A 15,959-nucleotide genomic window follows, 5' to 3' on the forward strand; every position below is an offset into this window, starting at 1 on the left:
ACGTGGCCGCCGGGACTCAGACCGGGTCGCGGCGGTCGTGGAAGGTCGCGAACGCCGACACCGGCTCGCGCGTGGTGCGGTGGCCGCCGAGCCGGTGCCCCTCGTCGGCGTACCCGAGGGCGATCCCGCAGACGATCACGTGGTCGTCGGGCACGGTCACGTGCCGGCGCAGGACCGGGTGGTAGTCGATCAGCGACGCCTGCGCGCACGTGTGCAGCCCGGCGCCACGCGCGGCCAGCATCAGCGCCTGCAGGAAGAGCCCCGCGTCGACCAGGGCGCCCTGCAGGGGCAGCCGGCTGACCGTGAGGACCATGCCGACCGGCGCGCCGAAGAAGTCGTAGTTGCGCCGGTGGTGACCGACGCGGCCGGCGGTGTCACCGGGCTCGAGGCCCAGCGCGTCCCGGTAAAGCCCTTCGCCGAACCGGCGGCGGCGCGCGCGGAACGGCTCGGGCCACTGGTCCGCGCCGGGCTGGTAGGCGAACTCCCCCGCCGAGCGGCGGCCCTCGTCGTGCGCGCACAGCAGGTCCGCGCTCAGCGCCCGCTTCGCCGCACCGGTCAGCACGTGCACCCGCCACGGCTGGCTGTTGGAGTTGCTGGCCGACCGCGCCGCCAGGTCCAGCAGCCGCTCGAGGTCCGCGCGGGGCACCGGATCCGGCCGGAACGCCCGGCAGCTGCGCCGCGTCAGCAGCGCCTCCTCGACGGTGGTGCTCACTCGGCCGGCGGGGTGATGTCGTAGGAGATCCGGCCCGCCGGCAGGTAGAAGAGGGCGATCAGCGCGCCGCCCTTCACCTCCGGGTAGTGGTGGCTGCCGGGGCCCGGCGCGGTCCAGCCCGGGCCGCTCCAGCCGTTCGGGCCCATCAGCTTCGCGCTCGCGTCGAGCGGTACCACCAGGTTGAGCTCGCCGTACGGGTGCTGGTGGTACTGCCCGCGGTAGGGCTCGACGCTGTCCATGTAGACGGCGGTGACGCTGAAGTAGTTCAGGACGTCCTGCGGGTCGGCGATCCGGCTGCGCCGGTACTTCGGGCCGTCCACCTCGATGTTCGCCGCCCAGCCGTCCCGGACGCCGTCGGTGATCATGCGCGCGAGGTCGTCGTACAGCGGGCTGCCGGGACCGTGGTGCTCGTTGAGCCAGGTCTCCAGCTCCCCGCCCGCGGTCCGGTTCTTGACGTCGTCGAGGAATGGGACGCTCCGGTCGATCAGCTGCTGGGCGGTGGTCATCGCAGTCTCCTTCCGATCGGTGGTCCGACGGTAAGCCGATGTTTCGTTACAGTCAAGTATTGTAACTTAACAGCCAGGTATCGTAACGAATCCGCTAGGCTCCCCCCATGGCACGAGCAGGCGAAGACGCGGCGACCCGGCCCGGTGGCCGCCCCCGGGACGCCGCGCTCGACGAGGCGATCATCCTGGCCACCCGGAACCGGCTCGTCCGCGACGGCTACTCCCTCATGACCATCGGCGACATCGCCGCGGACGCCAAGGTCAGCCGTCCGACGCTGTACCGGCGGTGGAGCACCAAGTTCGAGCTGGTCGTCGACGCGCTGGACTACGGCTTCCGCAAGCAGCGGGACATGTACGCCATCGACCTGAGCAACATGGCGCCGCGCGACGCGCTCGTCGAAGCCGTCCGCCGGCTGGATCCCGCGTACTTCAACCCGGACGCCATGGTCCTCATGGGCAACTTCGCCGGCGAGGCGATCCGCACGCCGGAGCTGCTCGGGATCCTCCGCGAGCACGCCGTCGAGCCGCGGGTCACCCTCGTCGAGAACGTGTTGACGCAGCTGCAGGACAGCGGCGCCGTCCGAGACGGCATCGACAAGCACACCATCGCGGCACTGTGCTTCGGCAGCTACTTCGCCGCCTTTTACCGCGGTGAAAGCCGGGACGAAATCCCCGAAGCGGTCGTTTCGGTGCTGTGGCCGGCGATCGCGACGGCCAAGGCGCCCCGCAAGCGCCGGCCGAGTTGACGATCACGCACAACCAAACCGGGCTCTCATCCGTGCATTAAGAGTGTGAGGACGATTTCGGATCGACGGCGGCGCTTCCGCGCGCGGGCCGTGGCCGTCGCGGTGCTGGTGGGGGCCGGTATCGCGTTCGCCAACGCCGCCATCGGCGCGCCGGCCGGACCCGCGCTGGCCGCGGCACTCGGCGAGCACAGCCTGCCCGACACCAGTGCCCTGGGCCGTGACCCGGCGCCCGCACCACCGGCGCCGACGACGCCCGCGCCCAACCCGATCCTGCCGTTCAACGCGAAACTGACGTCGGACGACATCCCGGTCCCGGGCGGCGGCGTGCGCGACGGCGCCTGCAGCGGCTCGCTGGTGGCGCCGCAGTGGGTCGTCACGGCCGGGCACTGCTTCCACGACCTCAAGGACGCCCGGATCGGCGGCCGGCCGCCCTACACGATGACCGTGACGATCGGGCGGCTCAAGGACAGCGACCCCGGCGGGCACACGGCGGTCGTCGTCGACGTCCGCCAGTCGCCGGTCAACGACCTGGCGGTGGCGAAGCTCAGCGCGCCGGTCGACGACATCACCCCGGTGGAGCTGGCCTCGACGCGCCCGAAGGTCGGCGAAGAGCTGCAGTTCGCGGGCTGGGGCTCGCACTCGGCGACCGTGCTCGGCCCGTCCGACCACCTCAAACGCGGCCACTTCCGGATCTCGGGCATCGCCCAGTCCACCTTGGAAGCCCTGCCGATCGGCACGCGCACGGTGGACAACGGCCCGTGCCCGGAGGACTCGGGCGGCCCGTTCTTCGTCTCGGACGACGACGACCGGACCGGGCGCCTGGTGGCCATCGTGAACACCGGGCCGCCGTGCCCGCAGCCGGGCGCGGAGACGATCGCGCGGGTCGACGTGGTGGCCGGCTGGATCCGCGAGCAGATCGGCTGAACCCCCGGAACGCGGCCGGCTCAGGACGCGAGCGGGATCTCGGCCCACACGGTCTTGCCGCCGTCCCGGCGGTGGAAGTGCCCGCGCCGGTCGGAACAGGCGGCGACCAGGGTGAGCCCGGTCCCCGCCGGAGCGGCGTCGGGCACGACCGGGTCGAACCACGCGGACCCGCCGGCGTCCTCGACCCCGACCCAGACCGCGGCATCGGCGCAGATCAGCAGCGCTCGCAGCGGCCCGGTGGCGTGCCGGATGGCGTTCGTCGCCAGCTCGCACGTGATCAGCACGACGTCCGCCGCGATCTCCTCCGGCACGTCACTCCCGGCCAGCTGTTCGCGCGCCCACGACCGCACCAGCCTGACCTGCGCCGGCTCCGCCTCGAATTCGAAACTTTCCTGTGTCATGTCTTCGGCGCCTCCCCCAGAAAGGTTTTCCCGCACCGGGGTGACCCGGCCGAGGCGCACTTACACGTGATTAGCACGAACGGACGCGTCCGTTCGCCACTCGTTCGCCTTTGACCGGGCGATTCCTGCCGTTCACCGCAGGCGGGGGCGTCGGCCTGTTACAGATCGCGGCCGGTGCGCGACACCACCGTCGAGCATCACAGGGAGAGCGGGGGTCGATGACGGGCGAACGACAGGTGCGGCTGCGACTGGGCACCCGTGCGGTCTCGGTCCCCGCCGGGCACGGCCGCGAAGTACTGGAGTACGCCGGGGTGACCGTCCTGCGCGTCGAAGACGGCGAACCCGTCGAGCAGGTGTGGGTCCCGGTCGGGACCTGCCCGAGCTACGCCGACGACGAGGCGCTGATCGCCGCCTGGCACGCGGCGGTGCAGTGGACCCGGACCCCCACCGACGCGTGAGCTGAACCACAGCTGTCACACGACCCGGTCGCGTGGTGTCTCCATGCCGAACCCGACATCGAAGGAGACACACCATGACCGAGCCCACCGAGGTCGTCGTGATCGGCGGCGGATACGCCGGCGTCATGGCCGCCAACCGCCTGACCCGCCGCGATGACGTCACCGTCACGCTGGTCAACCCGCGCCCGCAGTTCGTCGAACGGATCCGCCTGCACCAGCTCGCCGCCGGGTCCGGCGACGCGGCCGTGGCCTACCGCGACGTCCTGGCCGCGCGCGTCCGGCTGGTCGTCGACAGCGTGACCTCTATCGACGCGGCCTCGCGCAGCGTGACCTTGGCCGACGGCGGCACCCTCGGCTACGACTACCTGATCTACGCCGTGGGCAGCGCCGGCGCGAACGTGCCCGAATTCGCCTACCCCGTCACGACTTTCGAAGAGGCGCAGCTGCTGCGGCCGGTCCTCGACGCCGCGTCGGCGGTGACGGTCGTCGGCGCCGGTCCGGCCGGGATCGAGACCGCGGCCGAGCTCGCGGAAGCGGGCCGCGCGGTGACGCTGGTGTGCGGCGGCGAGCTCGGGCCGTACCTGCACCCGAGCGGCCGGCACGCGGTGTCCGGGCGGCTGGCGAAGCTGGGCGTGACCGTGCTCGCCGACGCGGTGGTGAGCGAGGTGACGCGCGACGCCGTGCGGCTCGCCGACGGCCGCGAGCTGCCGAGCACCGTGACCGTCTGGACCGCGGGCTTCGGCGTACCGGACCTGGCCGCGCGCAGCGGGCTGAGCACCGATTCCCTGGGCCGCCTGCGCACGGACGAGACGCTGACCAGCGTGGACGACGACCGGATCGTGGCGGCCGGCGACGCGGCGGCGCCGTCGGACCTGCCGTACCGGATGGGCTGCCAGTCGGCGGTCCAGCTCGGCCCGCAGGCCGCCGAGACGGTGCTCAGCCGGCTCACGGGCGAGCGACCCGCCCCGGCCGACGTCGGGTTCGCCGGTCTGTGCCTGAGCCTCGGGCGCCGCGCCGGGATCTTCCAGTTCTCCCGCCGCGACGACACCGCGATCCGGCTGCACCTCGGCGGCCGGCTGGGGGCGAAGGTCAAGGAGCTCGTCTGCACGAGCACCGTCAAGCAGCTGGCGTACGAGGCCCGCAAGCCCGGGGCCCGCAAGTGGTGGGTCAAGGACCGCCGACGGGAAGACCTGCTGCGGGATCACCTGATCGACGCGTGAGGAAAGGGGGTGCCGAGGCACCCCCTTCCGTCACTTCCCGTCGCGCCGGCCCGACGCGACCACCGCCGGGATCGGAGCACCGTTGATCACGAACTGCGACCCCGGTTCGATGACGACGTCACCCTTCGCCGATCCGGAGATCGTCACGTTCGTCAGCGTCGCGCTGCCGCGGGCGCCGCTCATCGCGAGGATCCCGGATCCGTTGACCGACTGGTCGACCTTGACGTTCGTGACGGTCGCCGTCACCACGCCGCCCCCGGTCTTGAACTGGATGCCGTCGTAGGTCGAGTCGTGGATCTCGGTGTCCCGCAGCGTCACCCCCGGGATGTCCTTGCCCTGCGCGAAGAACGTGATCGCGCCGAACTTCTGCTGCTCGCTCCAGAAGACACCGCCGCAGCGGAAGAGGGCGTTGTTCGCGATCGTCGTCTGCCCGGAGAACGGCAGCGGGTCGTGGTCGGTCGCCAGCATGATCCCCGGGTAGTTCATCGTGTCGTAGACCAGGTTGTTCTCGATCCGGTTCCCGTAGCCGCCGTAGACCGCGATGCCGTTGGCGCGCCAGGGAAGCTGGATCGTGTTGTTGGTGAACACGTTGTCGTGCCCGATGTCGACCGACGGGTCCTTCACGTACTGGTTGGCCCACACCGCGAGCGAGTCGTCCCCGGTGGTGCGGAAGGACGAATTGAACACCCGCGAGTTGCGCGTGCCGTTGGTGAAGTTGATGCCGTCGGCGTAGGTGTCGCGGATCCGCATCCCGCTGAACTCCAGGCCGTCGGCCGGGCCCCACAGCTCGGGCTTGTTGCTGTAGTCGCGGCCGACCCACACGCCGACGTTGGCGTGCTCGATCCAGACGTTCGAGATCTTGGTGCCGGTGCCGAAGCGGCCGTTCAGCCCGACGCCGCCCTCGGCGTTCCCGTCGCCACCGCGGATCCGGCCCGAGCCGAAGATCGCGATGTCCGAGATCTGCGTGTTCTTGTCGATGTCGAAGCCGAAGTTGCCCTCGTGCGGGTGGTTGATGGTGCCCGCGTCCTGCGGCTGGATCAGCGAGTACAGCTGCGATCGCCACATCCCGGCGCCCTTGATCGTCACGTTCGAGATGCCGACCTGGTTGTACTGGCCGCCGCCGTTGGGCACGGTCGGGTCATCGGTCAGGATCTTCGCCTCCTGCCGCCACTGACCCTCGGGGATCCAGACGCAGGCGATCTTGCCGTTCTGGTCGTCGGTGACCGCGCGCTGGATCGCCGGGGCGTCGTCGACGCCGTCGTTCGGCACGGCGCCGTACTCGGTGATCGACGTGCACTCGGCCGGCTTCGGCAGCGCCGGTGCCACCTGCTCCAGGTCGACCAAGTCGATGACGTAGTACGCCGCGTTGTCGCCGTTGTCCCGCTGCAGCTTGAACTTCGTGCCCGCCGGGTAGGACTGCGCCAGCAGCGCGTGCGACTCGTCGAACAACCGCCGCGCGTCTCCCCCGGGCCGGTTCGTCAGGCCCTCGGGCTCGTCGGTGGTGCCGTAGAGCCAGCTGTGGGTCGAGGACAGCGTCAGCTTCTGCGCGAACGCGCCGTTGACGTACAGGCTGAGCGTGTAGTCCTGCCCGCCGCCGGCGGCCGCGTCGGGGACCGAGTTGCGCACCACGATCGAGTTCGCCTGGTTCGTGGACGTGACCTCGACGTACTGCCCCTGGTTCGCCAGCCGGACGGACTGGCGGCCCGAGGACTCGGTCGCGAAGTTCGTGTGGCCGAACGTGCGCAGCGGGTCGGTCTGGAGCAGTTGTCCCTGGTACTGCGCCGATTCCGCTTCGTACTCGGTATACGGCACGGCCGCGCCGCGGCCCACCACGATCGCCCGCGAGAGGTCGTTGTTGGACTCGTTGGTCTCGGCGACCGTGTTCGTGGAATCGGCGGTCGCGGTGAGGGTCGCGCCGCCACTGGTGGCGGTCCAGGTGCCGGAGATCGCGACGTTCGCCGTGGCACCGGCCGCGATCGCGCCCGTGGCCCCGGCCAGGGTGGTGGTGCCTGCGGTCAGCCGGGTCACCGAGGTGCCCGCGCCGCTCGTGCCGCGGTTGTGCACCGCGACGGTGAACGACACCGCCGCGCCGGCCGCCGGGTTCGGCGGGTTCGACGTGATGCCGGTGACCTCGAGGTCCGGGCCCGGCGCCTGTGCGATCACCAGCGAGGTCGGTGAGGTGAACGTGTTGTTGGTGTCGTCCTGCTCGACGACCGTGTTGGTGGGATCGACCGTGGCGGACACGCTGTAGGTGCCCTGCGGCCGCGTACCCGCGTTGACGGACACGGTCGTGGACGCGCCCGCCGCGAGGGCGCCGACGGCCGCATTGCCGACGACCGTGCCGCCCAAGCTGACGGTGACGGTGGTGGCCGCCGCGGGCGCGGTACCCGCGTTCTTGACGGTCGCCGAGACCGCGAGCTGACTCGTCTCCGTCGGGTTCGCCGGGGTCCACGTCGTGCCGGTGACGACGAGGTCCGGGTTCGGCGCCGGGGTCCCGAGCACCTGGAACTCCGCGACCTGTCCGCCGGGCGCGCCGGAGTTGGCGGAGAACTGCAGCCGGACGTCCGCGGCCCGGCCGCTCACCGGGATGGTCACGGTGTTCTGGTTGGTGGCGGGGTCGAACCGGTAGTCGGCGCGGGCTTTGAGCGAGGTGAACGTCGTGGCGCCCTGGTCGCGGCCGAGGACCTCGAAGTTCTGCGTCCGCGCACCCCAGGCCGCGTCGGGGTTCAGCTTCACGACGACCTGGTCGAGATCGGCGTTCGCGCCGAGCTTGACGGTCAGCGTGCTCGGGTGGCCCGAGGCTTCCCAGTACGTGCCGGTGTTGTTGTCGTTCGCGTTCGCGGCGACGAAGCCGAAGACGCTCGACGACGCCTCGATCGGCTTGCCCGCGGCAAGGTTCTGGCCGGCCTGGGTGCCTTGGCGCACGACGTGGTTGCTGTCGGCGGACTCGTGCCCCGCGGCGTCCTCGGCCCGGACGAAGTACTCGACGCGCGTGCCGGCGGGGCGGGTCTCGGTGAAGGTCGTGCCGGTGACCGTGCTGACGGCCGTGCCGTCGCGGTAGACGGTGTAGCCGGTGACGCCGACGTCGTCGGTCGAGGCCGACCACGTCAGCTTGACCTGGCCGGAGGCGGGTTCGGTGAGCACGAGGTTCGCCGGGACGGTCGGGGCCTGCGTGTCCCCGGAGTCGGGGCCGTACAGCTCGAACTCCGAGAGCTGCGCGGCCGGCCACTGGGTGTTCGCGGTGACGTTCAGCCGGACGTAGCGGGTCGAGGCCGTCACCGGGATGGTGACGGTGTTCGCGCTCGGCGTGAAGGCGTACCCGCTCGCCGCGGCGAGGTCGGTGAACGCGGTGCCGTCGGTGCTGCCGCGCACGGTCAAGGTCTGAGTGCGGGCCTCCCAGCCGATGGGCAGCTTTAGCATGATCCGCGAGAGCGCCTTCGTGGAGCCGAGGTCGGCCTGGATCCACTGCGGGAAGGCGTTATTGGCGGATTCCCAGTACGTGGCCTGGTTCCCGTCGGCGGCGTTGGCGACGGGATAGCCGGGCAGGGCGCTGCTCGCCGACACCGTCCGGGTCAAGGGGACGTCCGCGAGCGCGGCGGCGGGTGCCGCCTCGAACAAGTCGGGTGGGCCGCTCGCCGCGGAGGCGAGGGAGAGCCCGGCGACGGACAGCCCCACGGCGAGGAAACCGGCGACGAGCCGGGACAGGCGCGTACGAGTCATGGCGTCTTCTCTTCTTCGAGACGGCGGGGACGGGAGCCTGAGCCACCCGAGCATGCAACAAGTGAGCGCCGTCACGCAAGAACTTGACACCGATCAGAAAATTTACGACTCCATCGCTGTCACTCGACTGGCCCAACCGGACGAACCAGGGCGAACCGCTCGGCGAAGGCCGCCATCTCGTCTCGCTGGGCGGCGGCGTCGGCCGTCGTGGGGCTCACGACGAGCCGGGTCACGCCCTGGTTCGCGAGGCTCTCAGCGTCCTCTTCGGACATTCCGATCGACCCCCATCGCGTGTACTGCAAGGCATCCGGGTCCCGGCCGGCCTCGCTCGCGGCCGTTCGGGCCAGCGCGAACTGATGGCGGCGCTCGTCCGGGGTGAGCAGGCCGCCGGGGAAGTAGCCGTCCCCGCGCCGCCCGGCCCGGCGCGCCGCGGCGTCGCTCGAACCGCCGACGTGGATCGGCAGGCCGCCGCCGACCGGCTTCGGGAAACTGCACACGGCGTCGAGGGTGAAGAACTCCCCCGCGTGGCTGACGCCGTCCACGTCTCCGGCCCAGAGCAGCCGCAGGACGTCGAGCGCCTCGTCGGCCCGGCGGCCGCGCGTGGCGAAGTCGACGCCGACCGCCGCGGCCTCGCCGGGCAGCGCGCCGACGCCGACGGTGAGCAGCCGCATGCGCCCGCCGGACAGCAGGTCGACCGTCGCCAGCCGCTTGGCGAGCACGACCGGGTGGTGGTACGGCAGCAGCAGAACGCCGGTGCCGAGCAGGATGCGCCGCGTGCCGGCGGCGACGAACGTCAGGCACTCGAGCGGATCACCGTAGGGCAGCGTCGGGTCCAGCTCCATCGGCCCGATCTTCGCGCCGGGCTGGAGGGCGACGTGCTCCGGTACGTACAACGATTCGAAGCCGAGGTCTTCGGCGTCCCTCGCGAACCGCAGGAGTTTCCCGGGATCGACGCCGAACTGGGGGGTGCTGTAGCTGATTCCGAACTTCACACGGGGCGACGCTAAACACTGACGCCCACGTCAAGGCAAGGGTCAGCGGAGGGCGAACACCATCCCGATGTCGGCCGCCTGCTGGACCGGGTCCTGCACCGCTTCGACCGCGAACCCGCGCGTGGCGAAGACTTCGCGCACGCGGTCGCGGTTCTCCGCCCACCGTTCGACCTCGACGACGGCCTGCCGGACCAGCGGCCAATGCCGCTCTTCGATCCCCCGCAGCACGTCCAGCTCGGCACCCTCGACGTCGACCTTGAGCAGGTCGATGCGGTCGATGCCTTCCTCGTCGAGCACCGGGGACAGCGGCCGGACCCGCACCCGGTGGGTCTCGAGGTTGCGCATCACCTTCAGCTGGCGGCCGACCAAGCCGCGCAGGAGCGGCGCCGGCACGCGGCGGGCGGCCGGGCCCATACCGCCCTGGCGGATCATCTCGACGATGCTGGCGGTGACGCGTTTCCGCTCCGCCTCGACGTTGCCCTCGTCCCGCCACGACGACGAGAAGATCGTCGCGCCCGGGAAGTAGCTGAAGTCGAGCTCGTCCTCACCGGCCGCGAGCCCGAAGGGCAGCGCTTTCAGCCGCCCCGCGAAGAAGTCCCGGCCGTTGTGGTCCAGCTTTTCGTAGAGCGGGGGCAACGGCTCGAACGCGTAGATCCGCACGTCACCGCCGAGCCGTTCGTAGACCGCCGCGGAGAAGACGCCGACGTTGGCCCCGACGTCGAGGACGGTCGCGCCGGGTGCGAGCTCGACGCCGTGGGCGAAGTAGCCGCCGACTTCCTCGCGGAGGAACGACACTTCCCACGAGTTGATGCTGTGCAGGTCCATCGTCACGCGCAGAGGCTTATCAGGCTTCGCGTCCGTGATCCAGCCCCATTGGTAGGTCACCCGATCGTGAGTGACGGCGTGGGGCCACACTGAGCGCATGACCGCGGCGCTGCTCATCTCCCGCCAGCTCGAGGTGCACCACCACGTCCTGGCGCGCGGCTGGCGGCTCGACGGGGTCACCGATCCCGCCGACGTCAAGTTCCTCGACGACGCCACCGCGGGCTGGTCGTACCCGGACAGCTTCGGCGGCGAGCGGACCAACACGGTCTCCGACACCACCCCGGTCGCCCTGCAGTGCTACTTCACCTTCGGCGACGAGAGCGAAGTGGTGTTCGCGGTCGTCCCGGCGGGCAACCTGCGCGGCAGCGGGTGCGCTGTGCACGACACGGCGGAGCGGCAGTTCCCGCTCACCGGGGATGGCCGGGTCGATCTGGTCACGCTCACGGCGATGCTCGACGAGCTGGAGCCGGTGGCGCGAGCGCACGACGTCCGCGCGCTGGTCGAGTGCCTGTACTTCGGGCCGTGCCCGGCTGACCGCCCTTGAGCCGGCGCTCCGTGCGCACACTTCACGCGTCCGCGGTTCGGTCCATTCGGCCCACGGCAGCCGCCAGGTAGTCGGCGTGCGAGAGCGACGAACCGCTCTCCACCCACGCCGCGCACCCACGCCCAAGGCACCGCGTGCCCGGCCGGGCACCCAGCGTGGTCCTTGACGAACTCGCACGGCCTCCTTAGGTTGTCCAGACATAGGACGTCCGACATCCCATGTCCTACCTCGACGAGGAGGTCGAACCGGTGTCCCCGATTCGCAGGTTCAGCACGATCCTTTTGGCGGCAGCGACAACCGCGCTGTCCTTCACTCCCGCGGCCACGGCCGGCCCGGCGCACGGATGCGCGTCGTCCGTGGCCTTCACCTCCGGCACCGAGGGCTACGACACCTTCCGCATCCCCGCGGTGGTCCGGGCGGCCGACGGTGCGCTCGTCGCGTTCGCCGAAGGACGGCGTGACTCGGCCGGGGACTCCGGAGCCATCCAGACGGTGTCGCGCACCTCCCGCGACGGCGGCTGCACCTGGGGCCCGCTGTCCCTGGTGGACAGCAACGGCGACGCCACCGCCGGCAACCCGACGCCGGTGCTCGCGCGGGACGGCGAGCTCGTGCTGCTGACCGTCCACAACGGACTGGTCTCGGAGAAGCAGATCATGTCCGGACAGGCGTCCGCGCAGGACACCCGCCGCGTCTTCGTGTTGCGCAGCCGCGACAACGGCCGGACCTGGTCCCCCGCGCGGGACATCACCGCCGACGCGAAGCTGCCGGGCTGGCGGTGGTACGCCACCGGCCCCGGGCACGCGACGCTGCTGCGGCACGGCCCGCACGCGGGCCGGATCGTCGTGCCCGCCAACCACTCCAGCTCCCCGCCGGCCGGCTCCCCCGACGTCGGCACCGAGGCGAAGTACTACGGCGGTCACGACCTCTACAGCGACGACGCCGGCCGCACCTGGCACATCGGCTTCACCGACGACCGCACGGACGGCGTCGTCGCCGCGAACGAGACGTCGGCGACCGAGCTGCCCGACGGGACCCTCTACTTCTCCAGCCGCAACCAGGGGTCCGCCGCCGAGCACCGCGTCGACGGCTACAGCGTGGACGGCGGGAAGACTCTGGTCCGGCCGTACCAGGTGCAGCCGTCGCTGTCCGGGACGAAGGTCGAGGGCAGCGTGCTGCAGACGACGATCCCGTGGCTGATGCTGTACTCGGGCCCGGCCGACCCCGCCACGCGCGCGGTGATGCAGCTGCGGCTGAGCACCGACCGCGGGCACACGTGGCGCGCCGGCCGCACGCTGACCAGCGGTCCGGCGGCCTATTCCGACCTGGTCCAGGCCGACCCGGCCACGGTCGGGATCCTGTACGAGACGGGCACGGCCGGTCCATACGAGAAGATCGTGTACGAGCGGGTGGGTTTGACCCCGGGACAGCTCGGGAACGCCCCCGCGAGGAGGTGATCGCGGTGGCCGATCTGCTGAGTCCGCGCGTCCCGGGACCGGCGCGGCTGCGCGAGCTGCTCGCGGGCGGCGACCTGATCGTCGCGCCGGGAGCGTACGACGCGCTGAGCGCCCGCCTGGTCGAGGCGGCCGGGTTCGAGGCGGTCTACATGACCGGTTTCGGCACGACGGCGTCGCTGCTGGGCCGTCCGGACGTGGGTCTCCTGACGATGACGGAGATGGTCCAGGCGGCGAGCCGCATCCGTTCGGTGGTGGAGGTCCCGCTGATCGCCGACGCGGACACCGGCTACGGCAACGCGCTGAACGTGATCCGCACGGTCCGCGAGTACGAGGCCGCCGGAGTCGCGGCGATCCACCTGGAGGACCAGGTGGCCCCGAAGCGCTGCGGCCACCTCGAAGGCAAGAGCGTGATCCCCGCGCCGACAATGGTCGACCGGTTGCGAGCCGCGGTAGCCGCCCGATCGGACCCCGACTTCCTGCTGATAGCCCGCACGGACGCCCGAGCGGTCGAAGGCCTCGACGCGGCGATCGACCGCGCCCACCGCTACCGCGAGGCGGGGGCGGACATGCTGTTCGTGGAGGCGTTGCAGAGCGAAGCCGAGATCGAGCGGGTGGCGGAGACGTTCCGGGACGTGCCGTTGCTGTTCAACTGGGCGGAGGGCGGGAAGACGCCGCCGTTGGGACGGGAGCGGTTGCGTGAGCTCGGGTTCCGGTTGGTGATCTGTCCGATTTCGACGCTGCTGGCGGCGACGGAGGCGATGCGTGCGGTGTTGGGTCGGATCGCGCGGGATGGGACGCCGGTCGAGGCTGTTCGTGAGTTGCCGGGGTTGACGGATTTCGCGGAGTTGGTGGGGTTGCGGGAGATCGAGGAAATCGGGGACCGGTTCGGCGACGGTTGAGGGTGGTTGCCGGTCGAGGCTGGGTTGGGTGCTGGTTGATCGGCCGCCGCTGACGGACCCCGGAACTTCTGATCACGAATGGCCCGCGACGGGCGAGCGCCGGACCTTCGCGCCGGAGACCGGGCCGATGGCAGCGACGGTCCGCGAGCAGTTCGGTGACAGGCCCCGGAACCCGCACCGCCGGTCGGGTCGGTGGCGGACATCGCGGGCCAGCGCCGGACTTTCGCACCGTAAGTCGGGTCGGCGGGCGCTTGCGGGTTGGAACGCGGGTGTAGGCCCGTAGCCATTGGCTGCGGGCCTATCCCATGTTCGATTGTTCACGCCGCGAACGGCAGCGGTTGGTGCAGGTTGTTGCGCCTGGGTTTTCGGCGTTTGTCCAGGAACACCGGTGGCAGGAACTCGGGCAACCCGTCGGCCGCGATGCGGACTTGCCAGCCGGAGCGGTGCAACAGCCGGTGATGGTGGGCGCACATCAGGACCAGGTTGCCCAGCTCCGTGGGTCCGCCGTCGGCCCAATGCCGGATGTGGTGTCCCTGACAGTGCCGGGGTGGGCGGTGGCAGCCGGGGAAGGCGCAGCCGCGGTCGCGTAGGTACAGCGCGTGGCGCAGCGGTGTGGAGATCAAGCGTCGCTGGTGGCCCAGGTCGAGGGGTTCGCTCTTCGTTCCCAGTACTGCGGGGATGAGCCTGCAGTCGCACGCGTGGATGCGGGCCTCGGCCGCAGACATTGTCCCGAGGTCGCCGAGGATGGCCCGGCCGACACCGGTTTTCAGGTCGTCTAGGGAGACTGCGACCATGACGTGGGCTCGTTCGCCGGCCTGCGTCGGGAGGTCTGGGGAGTTGAGGGCCAGGTCGATCGCGTCGGAGAACGCATCACCGTAGCGTTCCTGCGGGGAGCGGAGGTCGGGGCCTTCGTCGGTGGCGCGGCGTTGCGCGAGCGAGTCCAGCAGGGCGCTGGCGCGGGTGCCGGTCTCGTCGTCGAACCGGCCCTGAAGTTCCCAGACCCCAGTTCTTTTGCGACGCAACGACAGTTCGCGACTCGGGGTGGCGGGTTCGGTCTCGTCGGGGACCTGGCCGTCGGGGTCGAGGTGAGCCAGGATGCGTGCCCCGAGAGCGGCGACCTGCTTGTGCCCGGCCTCGGAGGCGAAGGACAGCAAGTGTTCCTCGGCGTCGTCGCGGTGTTCGGGCGGGACCTGGGTCATGACGCCGACGATGGTGTCGATCATCGGGGTGCTCAACCGGCCGTCCAACGCGGCAGCGCCGGTGGAGGGAGCGACGGCGGGGATCGGGGTGCCGTCAAGGGTGTGGCTGGAGGTGAGGGCTCGGGCTCGTTTGATCACGGTTTCGGCGGCGGCTTTGGGGATATCGGCGAGGTGCTCGAATAGCCGTGCGACAGAGCGGTAGCCGAAGAGTTCCATGACACCGCGCGACTCGATTTCGGCCAGCAGAGAACCGATCTCGGCCTCGATGGACCGGACGGAAGTGAGCAGGGTGGAGATGCGGTCGGCCAGGGCCACCGCATCTGCTTTCCACACCGTTTCGCTGTCCACACACCAAGATTACCGGCAGACGAACAAACGTTCATCACACGAAAGGAGTAACTGTTCAGGCCATTTCGACAGTTGTTGGCAGCCAAGGGTTTCCGGTGATGGCGTCGCGTAGCGCGGTGATGATGTGGAGACCGTTCTTGCGGGCGGTGGAGATGTAGCCGCGGACGCGCAACCACGCCTGGGCGCCGTGTCGGGTGCGCCAGCCGCCGGAGATCTTCAGCTGTGCTTTGATCATGCGCAGGTCGCGTTCGGCCTGGTTGTTGGTGAACGGGACAGTCAGGTCGCGGGCGAACAGCAGCACTTGCTGCTGGTAGTCGCGCAGGCGCACCAGCAGGTTCCGGGTCTTGCTTTGCTTACGACCCCGATCCGGTGGGTGCAGCAGCAGGCCGAGATGGACGGTGCGGACGAACCTGGAGATCAACGGATCAACGACATGGGCGGGTATCGCGGCCAGGCCGGCGTCTCGTGCCATATGAGCAGCAGTGTTGAGCTTTTCGAGGGTCTTCATGGCGATTCCGGGCCAGGTGTGCTCCGGAAAAGCCTCGCTGGCCGCGACGAGTTCGCGCAGGTGGTGGGCGTTGCAGCGGGCGTGGTTGCGCCCGAAGTCTTGGTAGGACATGAGGCCGTCGTGGACCGCGACACCGCGGAACCGGGTGAGGATCCCGAATTCGTCCATCGCCTCACCGCCGCGCTGGCGGTGCGGCAGATACGCGGTGAGGTGGGACGTGCAGGCGACGTGCAGCCACCAGTTCTTTCCTTCGACCCGGATGCCGGTCTCGTCGAAGTGTGCCACCGACGCTGCCCGCAGCGCCTGTTCGACCCGCTCGGCGAACTCGTCGAGGTTGGTGGCGACCGGGGTGAGGACACCGGCGACCCAGCCGGTCGACACCGGCAGTCCCAGCAGGTCGGCCAGCAGCTGCGCGGTCCTGGCTACCGGGATGTGCTGGTAGGTCAGCAGATAGACCGCCAGCGCGGTCACGTTCGGTCCGTAGCAGGCGGGCGCGGTCGCCT

General features: G+C 70.6%; 15 protein-coding genes. 7 read left to right on the top strand and 8 right to left on the bottom strand.

From position 1 onward, the window contains the following. Positions 1-16: 16 nt before the first annotated feature. On the bottom strand, positions 17-712 hold the full coding sequence (locus tag AB0M59_RS23880) for a nitroreductase (RefSeq protein WP_364618422.1): 696 nt from the start codon (positions 710-712) through the stop codon (positions 17-19). Then, positions 709-1,218, bottom strand: coding sequence for a DUF4863 family protein (locus AB0M59_RS23885; RefSeq protein WP_364618424.1), 510 nt, complete (start codon positions 1,216-1,218; stop codon positions 709-711). The genes AB0M59_RS23880 and AB0M59_RS23885 overlap by 4 nt, the downstream gene beginning before the upstream one ends. Positions 1,219-1,325: 107 nt before the next feature. Here AB0M59_RS23885 and AB0M59_RS23890 point away from each other — a divergent pair, with 107 nt between their 5' ends. Together AB0M59_RS23890 and AB0M59_RS23895 are read left to right on the top strand one after the other, a co-directional pair. Further along, positions 1,326-1,964 (top strand): TetR/AcrR family transcriptional regulator, encoded by a 639-nt coding sequence (locus tag AB0M59_RS23890; protein WP_364618427.1) that lies wholly within the window; start codon positions 1,326-1,328, stop codon positions 1,962-1,964. Positions 1,965-2,009: 45 nt separating this feature from the next. Beyond that, positions 2,010-2,888, top strand: a complete 879-nt coding sequence (locus tag AB0M59_RS23895; protein WP_364618430.1) for a trypsin-like serine protease — start codon at positions 2,010-2,012, stop codon at positions 2,886-2,888. Between the two features lie 20 nt (positions 2,889-2,908). Here the strand turns inward: AB0M59_RS23895 and AB0M59_RS23900 are convergent, their stop codons facing one another. Further along, complete coding sequence (locus tag AB0M59_RS23900; protein ID WP_364618433.1) at positions 2,909-3,289, bottom strand: ATP-binding protein; 381 nt, start codon at positions 3,287-3,289, stop codon at positions 2,909-2,911. Positions 3,290-3,507: 218 nt separating this feature from the next. Here AB0M59_RS23900 and AB0M59_RS23905 point away from each other — a divergent pair, with 218 nt between their 5' ends. Next, positions 3,508-3,747, top strand: a complete 240-nt coding sequence (locus AB0M59_RS23905) for a hypothetical protein (RefSeq protein ID WP_364618436.1) — start codon at positions 3,508-3,510, stop codon at positions 3,745-3,747. Positions 3,748-3,821: 74 nt separating this feature from the next. Next, positions 3,822-4,967 (top strand): FAD-dependent oxidoreductase, encoded by a 1,146-nt coding sequence (locus AB0M59_RS23910; RefSeq protein ID WP_364618439.1) that lies wholly within the window; start codon positions 3,822-3,824, stop codon positions 4,965-4,967. Between the two features lie 30 nt (positions 4,968-4,997). Here AB0M59_RS23910 and AB0M59_RS23915 read toward each other — a convergent pair whose 3' ends face one another. The 3 genes from AB0M59_RS23915 to AB0M59_RS23925 form a co-directional block, all read right to left on the bottom strand. Beyond that, a complete protein-coding gene (locus tag AB0M59_RS23915) occupies positions 4,998-8,687 on the bottom strand; it encodes a CARDB domain-containing protein (RefSeq protein ID WP_364618442.1) in 3,690 nt (1,229 codons plus the stop codon). 119 nt (positions 8,688-8,806) lie between these two features. Then, complete coding sequence (locus AB0M59_RS23920; RefSeq protein ID WP_364618445.1) at positions 8,807-9,679, bottom strand: TIGR03619 family F420-dependent LLM class oxidoreductase; 873 nt, start codon at positions 9,677-9,679, stop codon at positions 8,807-8,809. Between the two features lie 42 nt (positions 9,680-9,721). Beyond that, positions 9,722-10,504, bottom strand: a complete 783-nt coding sequence (locus tag AB0M59_RS23925; protein WP_364618476.1) for an FkbM family methyltransferase — start codon at positions 10,502-10,504, stop codon at positions 9,722-9,724. Positions 10,505-10,601: 97 nt separating this feature from the next. Here AB0M59_RS23925 and AB0M59_RS23930 point away from each other — a divergent pair, with 97 nt between their 5' ends. From AB0M59_RS23930 to AB0M59_RS23940, 3 genes are all read left to right on the top strand, one after another. Continuing rightward, positions 10,602-11,048 carry a hypothetical protein gene (locus AB0M59_RS23930; protein WP_364618448.1) on the top strand — a complete coding sequence of 149 codons (447 nt, stop codon included), beginning with the start codon at positions 10,602-10,604 and terminating at the stop codon, positions 11,046-11,048. 356 nt (positions 11,049-11,404) lie between these two features. Then, positions 11,405-12,502 (top strand): sialidase family protein, encoded by a 1,098-nt coding sequence (locus tag AB0M59_RS23935; protein WP_364618451.1) that lies wholly within the window; start codon positions 11,405-11,407, stop codon positions 12,500-12,502. Positions 12,503-12,507: 5 nt separating this feature from the next. Further along, a complete protein-coding gene (locus tag AB0M59_RS23940; protein ID WP_364618453.1) occupies positions 12,508-13,401 on the top strand; it encodes an oxaloacetate decarboxylase in 894 nt (297 codons plus the stop codon). A 317-nt stretch (positions 13,402-13,718) separates the two neighbouring features. Here the strand turns inward: AB0M59_RS23940 and AB0M59_RS23945 are convergent, their stop codons facing one another. After that, a complete protein-coding gene (locus AB0M59_RS23945; RefSeq protein ID WP_364618456.1) occupies positions 13,719-14,948 on the bottom strand; it encodes a DUF222 domain-containing protein in 1,230 nt (409 codons plus the stop codon). A gap of 55 nt (positions 14,949-15,003) precedes the next feature. Beyond that, the coding region (locus AB0M59_RS23950; protein WP_364618459.1) for an IS66 family transposase at positions 15,004-15,959 on the bottom strand (956 nt) is incomplete at its 5' end.

It is taken from the genome of Amycolatopsis sp. NPDC051371 (genome assembly GCF_040682155.1).
Taxonomy (GTDB): Bacteria; Actinomycetota; Actinomycetes; order Mycobacteriales; family Pseudonocardiaceae; genus Amycolatopsis.